The organism is Streptomyces sp. NPDC048018, assembly GCF_043202995.1.
Classification (GTDB): domain Bacteria; phylum Actinomycetota; class Actinomycetes; order Streptomycetales; family Streptomycetaceae; genus Streptomyces.
The window spans coordinates 397,768-414,255 of the sequence record NZ_JBIDBK010000001.1; the positions used below are offsets into that span (position 1 = coordinate 397,768).

Below are 16,488 nucleotides of genomic sequence, written 5' to 3' on the forward strand. Positions count from 1 at the left end.
GTGGGCCCGCCGGTCGTTCCCGTCACCGCGACGGGCGGGTGCGGGCCCGGCCGCGGCATCGTCACCGACCACCGTCCGCACTTCCGCGCGGACGACGACACCCCGGCGACCGGGGTCCGGCTGCACACGCACGTGGCGGAGGACCACCTGACGGGCAGCTGACGACCGGGCAGAACGACCGCGACGGGCCGGGACCGGACGACGCGTTCACTCGTTCGTGAGTTTCCCCCGCCTACCGTGCCGGAGCCTCGCCACGCTTGATCCATGACCTTACGAACGGACGGCGGCGGCGAGGCCGGGGATCAGCAGGCGGTGCTGCTCGTGGCGGGGCTCGCGGACCTGGCGGTGAGCACGCTGGGCTCGGCCCTGGGCACGGTGCGGGGGCTGTTGCGGCGCTCCGACACCGTGCAGTTGGTGGAGGAGGCCCAGCGGGACCTGGTGGCACGCGGGCGGCTGGCCCTCGACCGGTACGCGGCGACGCCTCCGGCCCATCTGGAGGTGCTGGCCCGGCACGTGCGGGAGCGGCGGGCCCGCGACGATGGCTGAGGCCTGGGACCCGGCCGCGTTCAAGGCCCGCGTCGACGGGGTGCTGCACCGGTTCGTCGCCGAGGAGGCGGACCACCTGGTCGACGTCGACCCTGCCCTGGCGCCGGTGGCCGAGCAGCTGGAGACCGCGGTCGCCCGCGGCAAGCGCCTGCGGGCCGCGTTCTGTTACTGGGGCTGGCGGGGCGGCGGACAGCCGGACAGCGACGCGCTGGTGCGCGCGGCGTCCTCCATGGAGCTGGTGCACGCGGCGGCGGTCGTGCACGACGACCTGATCGACGCCAGTCCCCTGCGGCACGGGCGGCCCACCGCGCACGAGGCACTGCGCTCCGCCGTGCCCCGCCATCCGGAGGCGGCCGGCGCCGCCCGGGCGCTCGCGATGCTCGTCGGGGACCTGCTGATGTCGCTCGCCGGGCAGTTGTTCGTCACCAGCGGGCTGCCGGCCGCCTTCCTGGGCCGGGCGCGCCCGCTGTGGGCGGCACTCGCCCGGGACCTGGTCGCCGGGGAGTGCCTGGAGATCCTGCACACGGGCGCGGCGCCGGACCTGGCGACCTCGCTCAAGGTGATCCGCCACAAGACCGCCAAGTACACCGTCGAGCAGCCGCTGTTGATCGGCGGCGCCCTGGCCGGGGCCGCCCCCCAGCTGCGCGAGGGCTACTCCGCGTACGGGCTACCGCTCGGCGAGGCCTTCCAGCTGCGTGACGACCTGCTCGGTCTATTCGGGGACCCGGCGCACACCGGCAAGGCGACCGCCGACGACCTGCGCGGGCCCCGGCCCACCGCCCTGCTGGCGGAGACCTGGCGGCTCGCGGACACCGGCGGGCGCGAGCGGCTGCGCGCGCTGCTCGCGGTGGACGGCCCCGACGGGGACACGGGCCCGGACGAGGTGCGCGCGCTGATGCGGAGCCTGAGGGCCCCGGAGCGCGTGGAGCACCTGATCGCCGCCCGGGTCGAGGAGTCGCTCCGCGTCCTCGACGAGCTCGACGCACCGCCGCCGGCGGTCGCCGCGCTGACCTCCCTGGCGCACTCCGCGTCGACCCGGCTGTCCTGACCCCGTACCGGAGCCCGCTCCGGTGGCCCCGAAGGAGCCCGCATGATCCACACCGAGGCGTCGATGGACGCCCTGCGCCAGGCCGGCGACGAACTCGCCGACGCGACGGTCGCCACCCTCTTCGAACGCGGGGAGGTCGGCGTCTTCAACACCCTGATGCGGTACGTCTCCACGGCCGGCGCTCCGCTGCCGGACGGTCTTCCGGAGGTCGCCCGGGAGTACCTGCACGTCACGGCCGCGCCGCCGAGCTGGGTGGACTGGGGCGAGATGGAGAAGGCCCGGCTCTTCTTCACCGACAACGACGTGCACATCACGACCGCGCTGTCGTTCGCGGCGATGCCCGCCTGCTATCTCGTCCCGCACGTGGCGCGGCTGCTCGCGACGACGCACGGGCTGAAGTACCCGGCCAAGCGCATGGCGGAGACCGGCCAGTTCACGGTGTACCTGATGCGGCCGGACGCCTTCGAGGCGGGCGGCCGCTTCGTGCCCGCCGCGCAGAAGGTCCGGCTGCTGCACGCCTCGATCCGGCACCATCTGCGGCGTGAGGACCGCTGGGACGTCGCCGGTCTGGGACTGCCGATCTGCCAGGAGGACATGATCGGCGGGCAGATGTTCTTCTCGATGCTCGTCCTCGACAGCCTGCACCGGCTGGGCATCCACATGTCGACGGAGGGCGCGGAGGCCTACGCCTACGCGTGGCGGGTGGTCGGCGCCATGCTGGGCGTCGACCAGGAGGCCGTGCCGAAGGACCTCGACGAGTCGCGCCGGTTCCTCGACCTCTACATGCTCCGGCACATGGGGCCGTCGCCGGACGGGGCGCTGCTGACCCGGCAGCTGATCGAGCTGTACGAGGAGGTCGTGCCGGGCACCTTCTTCGACCCGATCGTCTCCGCGCTCGTCCGTCACCTGGTGGGCGACACCTGCGCCGACTGGCTGGAGGTCCCCCGCACCTCCTGGGACACGGTCGTCAAGGCGGTGCCGCATCTTCTGGGCGCCGTGGAGACGGTCGAGGACCGCTCGCCGCTCGCCGCCTGGATCCTGGACCGGCTCGGGCACCTCACGACGCAGTTCGAACTGTCCTCGCTCACACGCGGCCGGGTGATGCACTACGCCATCCCGGAGCACCTCAGGAAGGACTACGGCATGTCCTCCGCGGTCTCCCGCTCGCGCAGGTGGAGCCCGCCGCCGCCGGTGCTCTCCTGATCCGGCCCGGCAGCCCCTTGCCCGCCGGCGTCCCGACCGCGCCCGGCGTGTTCACTGCCGAGGCCGCGTCGATCGGCCGGCGGGCCGGTGCGGCCCCCGCTCAGCCGGGGTAGGTGATCGACCCCAGCGGCGGGCAGGGGACGAGCGTGGTGCCGGCGCCGGGCCGTTCGACGAAGGCCCGGGCCTCGGCGGCCCGGCGGCGCGAGGTCTCCAGCGCGTCGGCGTCCCAGGCGTCGCGTCGGGCGCGGTCGTCGTCCCAGGTGTCGTCGATGAGACTCAGGCTGGTGTTGCCGGAGCTGCGCTGGAACTCCGCCTTCAGGGCGGCCTGCCGGAGTGCGGTTCCGGTCGCGGCGAGATCGAGGCGGGTGGCCAGCACGCCGGGGGTGTGCGGTCGGCGGGTCGGCATGGGGGCCTGGGGGAGCGACGACACCCCGGTGTCGAGGCGGCCGATGTTGTCGACGCTCGCCTGCTGCGCGTCGCTCACCATGGTCCGCATCTCCCGGTGCAGCCAGAACAGCTCGTCGAGGTCGGCCGGCGTGACGCGCATCCGCTGGTAGAGGGCGCGGAAGCGGGGATCGCCGTGCAGAGGGCGCACGGGAGGTACGTGAAGCGCCACGCAGTCGTTGTAGCCGTCCGCCACCGCGGCTTCCAGGTGGAGGATGGCGACTTCCGTCTCTCCTCGGAGGCATGCCAGCCCGGCGAGGTTGCCACGGCCCGCGGCGGCGATCCAGGCGCCTTCGGGGCCGAGCGCCGTGGCACGCGCGACGACGTCGTGGAGGCCTCTGGTGCCCGCCGTGGCGGCCCCCTCGGTCAGGAGTTCCACCAGCACGTCGTGCAGGCGGTCGGCCAGTGAGTGGACGGTGTCGACCATGGATCTCCTCGGACCTCGGTGGTGAAGAGCGCAGGGGTCGGGTGTGTGGCAGCCCCGTGGAGAGGACGGGTGGGCGGGGTGGGTGGTTCCTGGGCGGCGTGCCCGGCCGGGATCAGTTGTCGGGCCGAGCGGGCACCGCCGTCTCGACGAACGCCCTGACCAAGGCGTTCTCGTTCACCGTTGCCCAGACCAGGCCGTATTCGAGGGGCGGGGCGTCGTCGAAGGGCACGTAGGCGATGCCGGGGCGCGGGTGATAGAGGGCGCCTCGCGCCGCGCCGGGGGCGACGCCGCGGCCCGCGCCGACCAGGGACAGCACCTCCTCCCAGGTGGCGGCCTCGGGGCCGGGGTGGATGGCGGCGCCGGACGGGGTGCGGGCCGGGTAGTGGGCCTCGCGCCAGGCGCGGGAGCGGGTGCGGCCGGTGGTGACCAGGGTCCGGCCGGCGAGGTCCTCCAGGCTGACCGTCTCGCGGCGGGCCAGCGGGTGTGCGGCCGGGACGAGCAGGACCCGGTCCTCCCGGGCGAGCACCGGCCCGGCGGTCAGCCCGGGGACGCCGACGGGGAAGGCCACGTACTGGACGTCGAGTTCGCCGTCCTCGACGGGACGGGTGCCCGCGTCCACGGGCACCTCGCGGAGGGTGAGCGCGCAGCCGGGGTGCCGGGCCAGGAAGGCGTCCGCGGCGGCGGTGAGCAGTTCGCCGCCCCAGGGGGAGCCGAATCCGACGCGGAGGGTGCCGAGGAGACCGCGGCCGGCGGCGGTGGCGCGTTCGAGGGCGGCCAGGATCTGCGCGTGGGCGGGCCGGAGTTCCTCGTGGAGGCGGCGGCCTACGGGGGTGAGGGCGACGCTGCGGCTGGTGCGGGCGAAGAGGAGCGTGCCGACGCGCCGCTCCAGCTTCTTGACGGTCTGGCTGATCCGGGCCGGGGAGACGCCGAGGCGTTCGGCGGTGCGGCCGAAGTGCAGCTCGTCGCCGAGGGTGAGGAACGCCTCGAGTTCGTGCCGTTCGAGCACCCTCCGCCTCCGTTCCGTCCCCGGGTCGTGCCCCCGGTCCGCTGCCGATCGTTAAGTCCCGCTCAAGGCCGCTTGCATTGTTTCACCTTGATGGCCCCTCCTGCGGGGCGGGAGCCTGAGACGTGTGACCCTCCCCCTCTCCGGCCCGCGCACCGCACAGCCGCCCGCCCCGGCCCCCGTGAACGTCCTGGTCGTCACCGTGGCCGGGTCCGTGACGGTGGCGAACATCTACTTCCCGCAGCCGCTGCTCGCCTCCGTCGCCCGCGGGCTGGCCGTCTCCGACCGGACGGCGGGTCTGGTCGCGTCGGCGGCGCAGTTCGGGTACGCGCTGGGCCTCCTGCTGCTGGTGCCGCTGGCCGACACCGCGCGCCTGCGACCGCTCGCCCGGGCCCTGCTCCTCGCCACCGGCGCCGCCCTGCTGGCCGCCGCCGCGGCGCCGAACATCGCGACGCTGGTCCTCGCCACGCTCGCCCTGTCGACCACGACGGTGCTGCCGCAGATCCTCACCCCGGTGGCGGCCGGACTCGCGGGGCCCGGGCGACGCGGCCGGGTGGTCGGCGTCATCGGCCTGGGCCTGACGCTGGGCTCCACCCTCTCCCGTACCGTCTCGGGCGCGCTCTCCGACGCGACCGGCAGCTGGCGAACCGCCTATGTGGTGGCCGCGGCGGCGACGACCGCGCTGCTGTGGGTGCTCCCGCGCGCCCTGCCGGAGCGCGCCGCCCCGGCGGACGAGCCCCGTGTCCCCTACGGGCGGATGCTCAGGGGACTGCCCCGGCTGCTCGGCGCGTACCGGAGCCTGCGAGCGGCGGCGCTGCGGGGCGCGTGCGTGTTCGCCGCGTACAGCGTGTTCTGGGCGGCGCTCGTCTTCCATCTGGCCGCTCCTCCGCTGGGGTACGGGCCGGGGGCGGCGGGTCTGTTCGGGCTCCTGACCGTGCCGGCGGCGCTGGCCTCGGCGTACGCGGGGCCGCTCACGGACCGGTACGGGGCGGGGCCGGTCGGGCGCTGGGCGCTGGGGTGCGTGGGGCTGGGCCTGGCGGTCGCGGGACTGGCGCCCGGCTCCCCCGTGGCGCTCGTGGCGGGGGCCGGGATGGTGGTGCTCGGGACCAGTTCCTGCCAGGTGGCGAACCAGTCCCGGGTGCTCGGGCTCGGGCGGGAGGTGGCCGCGCGCGTGAACACGGTGTTCATGCTGTCCACGTTCGCCGGCGGTGGGCTGGGCTCCCTGGCGGCCGCCTGGCTCTACGGGGCGTACGGCTGGACGGCGGTGGTGCTCGCGGCCGCGGGATTCACGGTGCTCGGCCTGGCGGCCGGGGCAGGCCGGCCCCGAGTTGCGTGACGCCCGCTACGCGCAAGGCTGGGGATACCGGTCCGCGCACCCGCAGGGAGACACGATGCAGCAGCCCGCCCCCCTCGACCTCGGAGCCCTCGTCGACGAGCACCTGGCCAAGGCGCGTGCCGACGCCCACGGCCGCAGCGCCCACCTGGTGGTGCACGACGGGGTCCTGCGGCAGAGCGTGATCGCCCTGATCGGGGGGATGTCGCTGGACGAGCACAACGCTCCCCCGGCGGCGAGCCTCCAGGTGCTGCGGGGCCGGGTCGAGCTGACGGCGGCGGGGCGGTCGGAGGAGCTGGCGGCGGGCCAGCTCCAGATGATCCCGAAGGAGCGTCACGGACTCACCGCCCTGGAGGACGCGGTCGTGCTGCTGACCGCCGTCAACGACTGACCGGGCCCGGTCGGTCCCGCTCAGGCCTCCGGGGGCGTCCTCGCAGCGGCCCGGCGCGGTGGTACCGGGGCTGCCAGGTCGTGGCACGCCATACTCCGCCCCGCCGTTTGTGGCTGCCGGGCCCATAGGGGCCGGCTTCGCCGCGGCTCTACTCTCCGGCGCATCCCCACCCGTCCGAGCCGCACGGGAGTCCTGATGCGACCCACACGAACACCCCGTCCCTCACGCCCGCGGCGCCTCGCGTGGCTGCTGGTCTGCGCCCTCGCCGCCCTGTTCCTCACCGCGCCCGCGTCCGGGGCCGCGGCCGCGGCGCCGGCCCCGGTGCCGGGGACCCTCACGCCCTACAACATCGGCGCGGTGTACACCGCCGGGGTCTCCTCGGGCGGCTACATGGCGACGCAGCTGCACGTGGCCTACTCCGGGACGGTCTCCGGTTCGGCGGCCTTCGCCTCCGGTCCGTACGACTGCGCGCGCACCAGCCTGCCCACCGCGCTCAACGCGTGCATGAACACCACGCAGGACCTCCAGCTCGCGCAGCTGGAGCAGCTCACCCGCGACAGGTCCGCGCAGGGGCAGGTGGATCCGGTGGCGAACCTGGCCGGCGATCCGGTGTACGTCTTCAGCGGGACGAACGACTCCACCGTGAAGCAGCCGGTCGCGACCGCGCTCTCCGACTACTACGCGCACTTCGGCGCCCGGGTGCTGTACAACCGCACCACCGCGGCCGGCCACGCCTGGATCAGCCCGCTCGGTCCCAACGCCTGCGGGGTGACGCAGACTCCGTTCCTGAACGACTGCGGATTCGACGCCGAGCGCGAGCTGCTCGGGCATCTCCTCGGCTCCGTGGCGGCGCCCGCCACCTCCCCCTCGGGGAGCCTGATCCGCTTCGACCAGAACGCCTACGCGCCCGGCGGCTCGGCCGCCGCCCTGTCGATGGGCGACGAGGGCTTCGCGTACGTCCCGGCGTCGTGCGCGGGCGGCGCGGCCTGCTCGCTGATGGTGGCGCTGCACGGCTGCAAGCAGGGCTACGCGTACCAGGGCTTCGGCACCCGGTTCGTCGAGGGCGGCTACCTCAACGAGTACGCGGACACCAACGCGATGGTCGTGCTGTACCCGCAGGCGGCGCCCACCGGCACTCTGGAGAACCCCAACGGCTGCTGGAACTGGTGGGGATATCTCGGCGACGCGGCGTACGCCCGTCACGGCGGGAAGCAGATCGAGGCGGTCATGGGCATGGTCCGTGCCCTGCGCGGCGGCACTCCCCCGCCGCCCGCGGGCGGCGGCTCGGTGACGCTGTCGAGCGTGGACGCACAGGACGGGTACGTGAAGGCGGCGGCCGACGGCTCGGGTCCGGCGGTCGGCACCCTGGAGGACCTGTCCGGCTACGCGCTCGGCCGCGGCACGGACGGGAAGGTGAACCGGACGCTGCTGTCCTTCGACACGTCGCGGATCCCGGCGGGCAAGGAGGTGACCCGGGCGTATCTGACGGTGTCCCGGTCGAGCGGCTCGGGCGACCCCTGGTCCTCGCCGGCCGGCAACCGGCTGCTCGTCGACGTGCGCACGGGCTGCTTCGGCGGGTGCGCGGTGGAGGCCGCCGACTGGTCGGCTCCGGCGACGGTCGCGGGAGCGGCGGAGATCGGGACGTTCTCCTCGGGGAGCGCCGTGTCCACGAACCTGTCCCCTGCCGCGCTCGCGGCGCTGGACCGGAGCGGGACGACACAGCTGCGGCTCGGGTTCGCGTCGGCGCCGGTCACGACCGCGTACCTCTTCGTCAACCAGGCCGCGCCGGTGACGCTGACGGTCGAGTTCCGGTAGCGCGCCGGAGGGTCGTTCACCGCTCCGGCGTCACGAGCACCGGCGGGTGCCCCTGGGGCGGTGAACGGCGGGGGTGCGGCGATCAGCGCGCGGAGGCCGGGTCCGGGAGCCGTCAGACGCGCTTGTTGACCCATTCCAGGGTGACCCTCAGATTGGCGCTCGTACTGCCCTGGACGACGAGTGCGGTGAGCGCACCGCTGTCGATGCCGAGCTGGCAGCCGAACTCCACCGTCGCGCGCTCGGGTGCGGCCCGGTGCAGGGCTTCGCCCAGCTGCGCGGCGAAGGAGGACAGGGCGCCGGTGACCTCCGACAGATCGGGCAGCCGGCCGCGCCCCTCCAGCTCCGTCGGTTCCTGCCCGGCGGGGCCGAGCGGCTGCGCCTCCACGTAGAGGACGCCTCCGGCGAGTTCGACCTTGGTGATCTCCGTCATCATGACTCCTCGGATGTCGTCGGGCGGGTGCTGTCGTGTCGTCAGGTCGTCGTGCCGTCGTGCTGTCGGGTCGTCGTGCGGTGAGGTCTCGTGGCCGGCGTGCCGTCAGGTCGTCTCGTGGCCGGCGTCTCGGGACGTCGGCTCCTCCTCGTCCGGTCAGAGGGCGGGCAGCAGGGCACCGGCGGCCGCGCTCCCGGTGGCGGGGCCGAAGGCGCTGCCGCGGCGCCACTCGGACCAGCTGAGGTTCCAGTCGCCGTAGCCGTTGTCGAAGGGCGTCATCGGCCGGCCTGACCCGTTGACCACCCGGACGACATCGCCCTCGCGGACCGTACGGAAGAGCCAGGCGGCGTCCTCGGTGCTCATGCCGGTGCAGCCGTGACTGACGTCCTCACTCCCCTGCGCGTCGAGCGACCACGGGGCGGCGTGCAGGTACTCGCCGCTCCACGTCACCCGGGTGGCCCACTGGACCTTCAGGTCGAAGAAGTCGCTGTTGCCCCGCGTGATGCCGATGGAGTCGCCGCGCATGCGGACGGTGGCCTCCTTGCCCAGGACGACCTTGATCCCCGCGCGCGTGCGGTAGCCCTCCTTGCCGGTGGTCACCGGGATGGTGCGCACGACCTGCCCGTCGCGCAGCACGGTCATGGTGTGCGCCGCGACGTCGGTGACGGCCTCGATCCGGTCGCCGGTGGTGAGCGTCAGCGGTTCGGAGGGGCCGCCGTAGAGCCGGTCGGTGACGCGGACGCCGTCCAGGGCGCTGCGGACGCGGATCGTGGCGTGCGCGGGCCAGTAGTCGCGCGGCCGGTAGTGCAGCGTGGTGGGCCCGACCCAGTGCCAGGAGCCTTCGACGTGGGGTTCGGAGCTGACGTGGAGGGCGCGTTCCACGGCGCGGCGCCCGCCCGGGTCGGTGGCGGCCACGGGGTGGCTGAGCTCGGCCGTGAGCGGCTGGCCGACTCCGTAGGTGCCGCCGTCGGGGCCGAGTGCGGCGGTGAGCCGTTCGCCCGCGGGCGCGGCCGGGGTGTGCAGGTCGAGCCGGGCCCGCCGGTGCGCGGGCCCGCTGCCGCCGGTGCGCTCGACGAACAGCCCGACGGCGTAGCGGGAGTCGGCGGGGAGCGGCGCGACGCTGGTCCAGCGATTGCCGTCGGGGCTCACGGCGCCGGCGACACGGCGCCCCCGGTGATCGGTGACGGTGACGTCGGCGAGCCGGCCCGAGGTGCGCAGGACGAGGTCGAGGGGGCCCGACGCGGTCCGGGTGTCGAGGGCGAGGGACCTGCCGTCGAGGACGAGGTTGCGGCGGTGCGCGGTGCAGAGCGCGCCCTCGGCCGGACAGGCTCCGACGGAGACGAGCATGCTCGGTACCAGGGCGGACTGCGCGGTAACGGACGACGGCTGGGCCGCGTTGAGGGCCAGCACCGCTCCCGCGGCGACGGACAGGGCGCCCCACCCCTTGATGTTCCTGCGTGACGACACCGCGGACACCCGCCCCTTCTCTCCGGTGCTGACCTGGCCCGACTCATGCCATCAAAACGGATGAAGAGCCTAAAAGATGATCAACCGACCGGGCGTGGCGCACGAGAGACCCGAGAGACGACTCGAACGCACCAACGCGAGACGGGGGGAGGGTCGGAGCCGCCGGGGCGGGACGCGAAGCAGAGAACGGCAGGCGCAGGGGCGGACGCGCGGGAAGCAGACGCGGGGGACGCTACGCCGAGCGGGACGACCGCCGCGGCCTTGTCGCGGAGCAGGGTGACGGTGCAGGCGGCGCGCGGTCCGGCGTAGCCGGCTGGTCAGTAGGGTCACCGTGGCGGTCATGCGCGCACGCCGGCCGCTCACGCTCACCCCTCCGGGTGATTTCCAGCCGTAGGAGAGGGGGTATTCCCCTCCGAAATGCCGGACGGCCGGCGCGGCTTCCGTTCCACACGTGCGCCGTGGCGCTCCACCCGTACGGCGGGCTCGTGGCGCACGTCCACCCGTGCGCCGCCACCTGGCCCCCGACGGCGCCCGGGGAGCATGCGGGACGGCCGCCGTGCGGTGCCGGTCAGCGTGGGACCTCGGGCAGCTCCTCACCCGTCTCCAGAAGCGACTTCAGACTGGAGACGAGCGCAGGCCAGCCTTCGGCGACCAGTCCACGGATGGTGCCGCCGGGCGCCAGGTCGTCATGGACGACGGTGAGTTTGACCATGTCGCCGGCGGGCTCGATGACGTAGCTGACCTTGGAGCGTCCCTCGCCGACGAGTCGTGCGAAGACCTCGTCACCGATGCCGACGGCCTCGGCCCACTCGGTGGTGAAGGTGTGCCAGGTGTACGACAGCAGACGGCCGGGATCGGCGGCGAGGACGACCTGTGCGGGGTCCGCGGTGGTCCGCCCGCCCTCCTCCCACACCATGGGCGATCCGACGGCCCAGTCGGTCTCGAAGGTCACGCCCCAGTAGCGGCGGGTGAGGCCGGGGTCGGTCAGCGCCTTCCACAGCTCGTCGGTGGTGGTGCGGATGTACGTCGTATAGACGAACGCGTCGGTGTCCATGCTTCCCTCGCCGTCCATCGGAGCTCGCTCCCTTCGCTGCCATCGACCCGGCGGACCCTCACGCGTCCGCGCGCTCACGGCCGGAGGGCCGCGGCCACGAGCCCCTCGGTCTGCTCGGTCCCGCGGCCGGCCGCCTCCTCTCCGCCGGTCCACCGGTCCAGGACCGGTCCGGCCACGCAGGCGGGCAGGGTGGGCGTGCGGGTCCCGGGATCCGCGACGCCACGGCCGGCCGGGAAGGCCCGGACCGCGACGCGCCCCGGTTCTCCCTCGGCACCAGGATGTCCCGCGGTCCGGGGTCTCGCACGCCCCGCCCGTGGTGGACCGGGCGGCGGGAGGGGCCGGCGGTCCGGGGATCGTGCGGCACGCGGCCTGGATCCCGCCTCCCACCAGGCCTTTCACGGGTGAATAGGTGTGGAGGAAACTATTCAACTGGGTGCTAGTTTGTCCGGATGTCTCTCAAGCACGCGGTCCTGGCGGCCCTCTTGGAGGGTGAGGCGTCGGGGTACGACCTGGCCAAGCTCTTCGACGTGGCCGTGGCCAACTTCTGGGCGGCCACGCCGCAGCAGCTCTACCGGGAGCTCGACAAGCTCTCCGAGGCCGGTCTGATCGCGGCGCGGGTGGTGCAGCAGGAACGCCGTCCGAACAAGCGCATGTTCACCCTCACCGAGGCGGGCATGGCGGACCTCGTGGCGTACACGGCGCATCCGCCGAAGCCGACGGCCGTCCGCGACGAGCTGATGGTCCAGGTGCAGGCCTGCGACGAGGGGGACACGGCGGCGGTCCGGGCCCATGTACGGGAGCGGATGGACGCGGCCAGGGCGAAGCTCGCGCGCTACGAACGCCTGCGGGAGCGCCTGCTCGACGGGCGGGACGAGACCTCCTACCTGCGCGAGACCCCGCGCGTGGGGCCGTATCTGACGCTGATCCGCGGCATGGCCTTCGAGCAGGAGAACGTGCTCTGGGGCGAGCGGGTGCTCGGGATCCTCGCCGAGCGGGAGGCCCGGCAGGAGGTCGGCCGACAGTAGGCGAGCCATCGGTCTGCCTATGCTGAGGGACATGAGCCATAGGCAGCGGAATGGGCAGGAGCGGCCCGACGGCACGCCGGCGGAGGACGGGGCGCCGCGGCCTGCAGCAGCCGGCCGCGGGCCGCTCGACCTGTCGCTCCTGCGGACCTTCCTGGCGGCGCACCGCACCGGCTCGTTCACGGCCGCGGCACGGCTCCTCGGCCTGTCGCAGCCCACGGTGACCGCCCAGATCCGGGCACTCGAACGGCGCCTCGACCGGGAGCTGTTCGAGCGCGGGCCGCGCGGCACGGCGCCGACGCCGTACGCCGACGAGCTCGCCGCGCAGGTGGCCGGGCCGATCGACGAACTGGCCGCGGTCGCGGACCAGGGCCGGAGCGGCGCCCGGCCTGCGCCGCAGCCCGTGCACCTGGCCGGACCGGCCGAGTTCGTCTCGGTGAGCGCACTGCCCGCCCTCGCGCCGCTGGTGGGCGAGGGCGTACGGCTGCAGGTCACGCTGGGGCTCACCGACGAACTGCTCGACGGGCTGCGGGCCGGGCATCACGATCTGGTCGTGGCGACCTACCGCCCGCGGGGCCGGGCACTGGTCTCGGTGCCGCTCTCCGACGAGGAGTTCGTCCTGGTCGCCTCGCCGGACCTGGCTCGGCGCATCGACCGCGAGGCGCTCGCCGCCGACGGGCCCGGCGCGCTGCTGGGCGTCCCCATGGTCACGTACGCCGAGGACCTTCCGATCGCCCGGCGCTACTGGCGGCACGTCTTCGGGCGCCGGCTCACCGGGGAGGCCGCCGTGACCGTACCCGACCTGAGGGGCGTCCTCGCGGCCGTCACGGCGGGCGCGGGCCTCGGTGTGCTGCCGGCCTATCTGTGCCGGGCGGAACTCGACTCGGGCGCGCTCGTCACCCTTCTCGAACCGGAGGACCCGCCGATCAACACCGTCTATCTGGTGCAGCGTCCGGGAACCCCGGACAACCCCCACGTGACGCTCGTCCGTGACCGGCTGCTCGATGCGGCGCGGGCCTGGTGACCCCGTGCCTACCGCCGGGTAGCCCCGTGGGGTAGCCTCCGTGCGCATGAACGTCGGTGACATCGTCGAGGACTTCACCCTTCCGGACGAGACGGGCGAGCCCCGCTCCCTCTCCGGACTGCTGGCCGAGGGCCCCGTCGTCCTGTTCTTCTATCCGGCCGCACTCACCCCGGGCTGCACCGCGGAGGCCTGCCACTTCCGCGACCTCGCGGGGGAGTTCCAGGCCGTAGGCGCCCGGCCGGTCGGCATCAGCACGGACGAGGTGGCGCGCCAGCAGGAGTTCGCCGACCGGCATTCGCTCGGCTATCCGCTGCTCTCCGACCCCTCGGGCGAGATCCGGGACCGCTTCGGGGTGAAGCGCGGCTTCTCGCTGGCCCCCACGAAGCGCGTCACCTTCGTGATCGACGAGGACCGCCGGGTCCTGGAGGTCGTCCGCAGCGAACTGCGGATGAGCGCCCACGCGGACCGGGCACTCGCGGCGCTGCGGTCACGAGGACGCTGAGCCGAGGACCGCGCCCCGGGCCCGGAGGCCGCCGACGGCCTCCCCGCCGCCTCTCTCCCCCGATCCCCGTGCCCCTCGTCCTCTCCGCGCCTTCACGGGCACGGCCCCGGCCGGGGCGTCCCCGGAGCCGATCACGACGTGCGGGGTCGCGAGGGGTCGGCGACACTCGCGGTACGCGATGCCGCACAGGCCGCCGCGGGAACGGAGTACAGGCATGGACGACTATCCCCTGCTCGACCTCTTCTGGACCATGCTCTGGTTCTTCCTCTGGATCATGTGGCTCTTCCTGCTCTTCAAGATCGTGACGGACATCTTCCGTGACGACGAGATGAGCGGCTGGGGCAAGGCTGGCTGGCTGATCTTCTGCATCCTGCTGCCCTTCCTCGGCGTGCTCGTGTACGTCATCGCCCGGGGCAAGGGCATGAGCCGGCGCGACGTCAAGCAGGCCAAGGAGTCGGAGGCGGCGTTCCAGGACTACATCCGCAGGACGGCGGGCGCGTCCGCGGGCGGCAAGGGCGGCAGCGCGGACGAGCTGGCGCGGCTCGCCGAACTGAAGAACAAGGGGGCCATCACGGACGAGGAGTTCCAGCGCGCGAAGGCCAAGGTCCTGTCCTGACCCGGCACCGCGAGAACGGGAGGACGCCGGCCCGGCCCGTCCGTCGCCCGCCGCTGCTGCGCGAGGCGACCACGGAGCCGGGCCGACCGCGCGAGCGGGGTGGCCGCGCGAGCGGGGTAGCCGCGCGAGCAAAATAGCGCGTCGCGCCACCGGCACCGCCACGGCCGAGCTCGTCGACGCACTCGTACGCGTCCCCATACCCTCCACCCTTAATACGCATCTCAGATGCGCCTTTGATACGGTCATGCCGTGCGGTTGACGAAATTCACCGACCTGGCGCTGCGTGCCGTGATGCGCCTCGCGGTCTCCGAGCAGGACGCCTCCCCCACCACGCGCGAGGTGGCCGAGTCCATGGCCGTGCCTTACGCCCACATGGCGAAGGTGGTCACACGCCTGCAGCACCTGGGGGTCGTCGAGGCGCGACGCGGTCGGGGCGGCGGCCTGACCCTCACCGAGCTCGGCCGGAAATCCTCGGTCGGCCGGCTGGCGCGGACCCTGGAGGGCGACGACGAGGTCGTGGCCTGCGACGGCGATCCCCCGTGCCCCCTGCGGACGGCCTGCCGGCTGCGCGGCGCCCTGCGCCAGGCACAAGAGGCGTTCTACCGCACCCTCGATCCGCTGACCGTCGCGGATCTGGTCGAATCCCCCACCGGACCGGTGCTGGTCGCCCTGTCCGCCGGCCGACCCGTCGACTGAGACACGCCCGCACAGTCCCCCACCCCGACCCGCGCTCGGCGCGCGCTTCACCACGTTCTTAAATACGTAGATCATCTACCAATTAAGGAGTCGTCATGCTGTCCGAGCAGGCCGCCCCCGTCGTCCGCGCCACCCTCCCCGCCGTCGGCGGCGCCCTCGACGAGATCACCGAGCGCTTCTACGCGGGGCTGTTCGCGGCCCGTCCCGAGCTGCTGCGTGACCTGTTCAACCGCGGGAACCAGGCCACCGGCGACCAGCGCAAGGCACTCGCCGGCTCCATAGCGGCCTTCGCCGGAGCCCTCCTGGCGAGCCCCGACACCCGGCCGGACGTCATGCTGGCGCGGATCGCGCACAAGCACGCCTCGCTCGGGGTCACCTCCGAGCAGTACAAGGTGGTCCACGAGCACCTCTTCGCCGCGATCGCCGCCGTCCTGGGCGAGGCCGTGACGCCCGAGGTCGCCCGCGCCTGGGACGAGGTCTACTGGCTGATGGCCAACGCCCTCATCGCCCTGGAGGCCCGGCTCTACCAGGAGCGGGGCGTGGCCGAGGGCGCGGTCTGGCAGCCGATGGAGATCGCCGGACGCACCCAGGAGACCACCGACACGGTCTCCCTCACGCTGCGCCACCCGGACGGACGGCCGGTGGCGGCGTTCCGGCCCGGACAGTACGTGAGCGTCCAGGTGACGCTGCCCGACGGAGCGCGCCAGATCCGCCAGTACAGCCTCTCCGCCGCGCCCGGCCGGCCCGAGTGGCGGATCACCGTCAAGCGCGTCGACGGCGACCCGGCCGGCGAGGTCTCCTCCTGGCTGCACACCCACGGCCGCGTCGGCGAGCGGGTGACGGTCTCGGCGCCGTTCGGCGATCTGATCCTGCCCGAGGGTGACGGTCCGCTGCTGCTCGCCTCGGCGGGCATCGGTTCGACCCCGATGCTCGCGATGCTCGACCACCTCGTCACGACCGGCACGACCCGTCCGGTCACCGTCGTCCACGCCGACCGGTCCCCGGCCGGCCACGCCCACCGCGAGGAGCTGCTGCGGCTGGTCGACGCGCTGCCCGAGGGGACGCTGCACCTCTGGTACGAGGAACCGGGCGCGACGGACGCCACCCGGGGCCGGGCGGACGTCTCCGCCCTCGACCTGCCCGACGGAGTGACGGCCTACCTCTGCGGCCCGCTGCCCTTCATGCGGGCGGTCCGCGGCGACCTGCTCGCCCGCGGCGTCGCGGCGGCCGACGTCCATTACGAGGTCTTCGGCCCCGACCTCTGGCTGGGCACCACGGCCTGACGAGGCCCCCGCCCCGATCACCGCCCCCGGCGACCCGACCGGCGGGCTCCTTCCGCGGGCCGGCGCTCGGCCGGTCCGGTCCGGCCGGGACGCGCCGCCGAAGCCACCCCCCTCGGTCTGGCGCCACCCGGGATCCGCACGCGAACCGCCCGTCTCCCTCGCGGCTGTACGGGAGACGGGCGGG

General features: G+C 74.0%; 18 protein-coding genes. 13 read left to right on the plus strand and 5 right to left on the minus strand.

Going from position 1 to position 16,488, the window contains the following annotated elements; genetic code table 11:
* From ACGF1Z_RS01875 to ACGF1Z_RS01890, 4 genes are all read left to right on the plus strand, one after another.
* Positions 1-162: a hypothetical protein gene (locus ACGF1Z_RS01875; protein ID WP_392998810.1), complete on the plus strand. Its 162-nt coding sequence runs from the start codon at positions 1-3 to the stop codon at positions 160-162.
* Positions 163-264: 102 nt separating this feature from the next.
* On the plus strand, positions 265-546 hold the full coding sequence (locus tag ACGF1Z_RS01880; RefSeq protein ID WP_392998812.1) for a polyprenyl synthetase: 282 nt from the start codon (positions 265-267) through the stop codon (positions 544-546).
* Entirely contained in the window at positions 539-1,594 is a 1,056-nt protein-coding gene (locus tag ACGF1Z_RS01885) for a polyprenyl synthetase family protein (RefSeq protein WP_392998814.1), read from the plus strand. Before ACGF1Z_RS01880 ends, ACGF1Z_RS01885 begins: the two co-directional genes overlap by 8 nt.
* Before the next feature lie 42 nt (positions 1,595-1,636).
* Entirely contained in the window at positions 1,637-2,797 is a 1,161-nt protein-coding gene (locus ACGF1Z_RS01890; protein ID WP_392998816.1) for an oxygenase MpaB family protein, read from the plus strand.
* Positions 2,798-2,897: 100 nt separating this feature from the next.
* Here the strand turns inward: ACGF1Z_RS01890 and ACGF1Z_RS01895 are convergent, their stop codons facing one another.
* Both ACGF1Z_RS01895 and ACGF1Z_RS01900 read right to left on the minus strand, forming a co-directional pair.
* Positions 2,898-3,668 carry a hypothetical protein gene (locus tag ACGF1Z_RS01895; protein WP_392998818.1) on the minus strand — a complete coding sequence of 257 codons (771 nt, stop codon included), beginning with the start codon at positions 3,666-3,668 and terminating at the stop codon, positions 2,898-2,900.
* Between the two features lie 112 nt (positions 3,669-3,780).
* The gene (locus ACGF1Z_RS01900; protein ID WP_392998820.1) at positions 3,781-4,674 is read right to left on the minus strand and encodes a LysR substrate-binding domain-containing protein; all 894 of its coding nucleotides are present in this window, start codon (positions 4,672-4,674) and stop codon (positions 3,781-3,783) included.
* Between the two features lie 124 nt (positions 4,675-4,798).
* Between ACGF1Z_RS01900 and ACGF1Z_RS01905 the strand changes: the two genes are divergently transcribed.
* The 3 genes from ACGF1Z_RS01905 to ACGF1Z_RS01915 all read left to right on the plus strand — a co-directional run bounded on the left by ACGF1Z_RS01905 (position 4,799) and on the right by ACGF1Z_RS01915 (position 8,210).
* Positions 4,799-6,007 carry an MFS transporter gene (locus tag ACGF1Z_RS01905; protein ID WP_392998822.1) on the plus strand — a complete coding sequence of 403 codons (1,209 nt, stop codon included), beginning with the start codon at positions 4,799-4,801 and terminating at the stop codon, positions 6,005-6,007.
* 55 nt (positions 6,008-6,062) lie between these two features.
* On the plus strand, positions 6,063-6,395 hold the full coding sequence (locus ACGF1Z_RS01910) for a cupin (protein WP_392998824.1): 333 nt from the start codon (positions 6,063-6,065) through the stop codon (positions 6,393-6,395).
* 195 nt (positions 6,396-6,590) lie between these two features.
* Positions 6,591-8,210, plus strand: coding sequence for a PHB depolymerase family esterase (locus ACGF1Z_RS01915; RefSeq protein WP_392998826.1), 1,620 nt, complete (start codon positions 6,591-6,593; stop codon positions 8,208-8,210).
* A 112-nt stretch (positions 8,211-8,322) separates the two neighbouring features.
* Here the strand turns inward: ACGF1Z_RS01915 and ACGF1Z_RS01920 are convergent, their stop codons facing one another.
* The 3 genes from ACGF1Z_RS01920 to ACGF1Z_RS01930 form a co-directional block, all read right to left on the minus strand.
* Positions 8,323-8,643 carry a CU044_2847 family protein gene (locus tag ACGF1Z_RS01920; protein WP_392998828.1) on the minus strand — a complete coding sequence of 107 codons (321 nt, stop codon included), beginning with the start codon at positions 8,641-8,643 and terminating at the stop codon, positions 8,323-8,325.
* A 153-nt stretch (positions 8,644-8,796) separates the two neighbouring features.
* The gene (locus tag ACGF1Z_RS01925; RefSeq protein WP_392998830.1) at positions 8,797-10,107 is read right to left on the minus strand and encodes an Ig-like domain-containing protein; all 1,311 of its coding nucleotides are present in this window, start codon (positions 10,105-10,107) and stop codon (positions 8,797-8,799) included.
* A 568-nt stretch (positions 10,108-10,675) separates the two neighbouring features.
* Positions 10,676-11,161 (minus strand): SRPBCC family protein, encoded by a 486-nt coding sequence (locus ACGF1Z_RS01930; protein ID WP_392998832.1) that lies wholly within the window; start codon positions 11,159-11,161, stop codon positions 10,676-10,678.
* Between the two features lie 449 nt (positions 11,162-11,610).
* Between ACGF1Z_RS01930 and ACGF1Z_RS01935 the strand changes: the two genes are divergently transcribed.
* The 6 genes from ACGF1Z_RS01935 to ACGF1Z_RS01960 all read left to right on the plus strand — a co-directional run bounded on the left by ACGF1Z_RS01935 (position 11,611) and on the right by ACGF1Z_RS01960 (position 16,304).
* The gene (locus ACGF1Z_RS01935; RefSeq protein WP_392998834.1) at positions 11,611-12,186 is read left to right on the plus strand and encodes a PadR family transcriptional regulator; all 576 of its coding nucleotides are present in this window, start codon (positions 11,611-11,613) and stop codon (positions 12,184-12,186) included.
* Positions 12,187-12,217: 31 nt separating this feature from the next.
* Complete coding sequence (locus ACGF1Z_RS01940; protein ID WP_392998836.1) at positions 12,218-13,207, plus strand: LysR family transcriptional regulator; 990 nt, start codon at positions 12,218-12,220, stop codon at positions 13,205-13,207.
* 46 nt (positions 13,208-13,253) lie between these two features.
* Positions 13,254-13,709: a peroxiredoxin gene (locus ACGF1Z_RS01945; protein ID WP_392998838.1), complete on the plus strand. Its 456-nt coding sequence runs from the start codon at positions 13,254-13,256 to the stop codon at positions 13,707-13,709.
* Between the two features lie 214 nt (positions 13,710-13,923).
* Positions 13,924-14,325, plus strand: coding sequence for an SHOCT domain-containing protein (locus tag ACGF1Z_RS01950; protein WP_392998840.1), 402 nt, complete (start codon positions 13,924-13,926; stop codon positions 14,323-14,325).
* Positions 14,326-14,574: 249 nt separating this feature from the next.
* Complete coding sequence (locus ACGF1Z_RS01955) at positions 14,575-15,021, plus strand: RrF2 family transcriptional regulator (protein ID WP_392998842.1); 447 nt, start codon at positions 14,575-14,577, stop codon at positions 15,019-15,021.
* 95 nt (positions 15,022-15,116) lie between these two features.
* Positions 15,117-16,304, plus strand: a complete 1,188-nt coding sequence (locus tag ACGF1Z_RS01960) for a globin domain-containing protein (RefSeq protein ID WP_392998844.1) — start codon at positions 15,117-15,119, stop codon at positions 16,302-16,304.
* Positions 16,305-16,488: the final 184 nt, after the last annotated feature.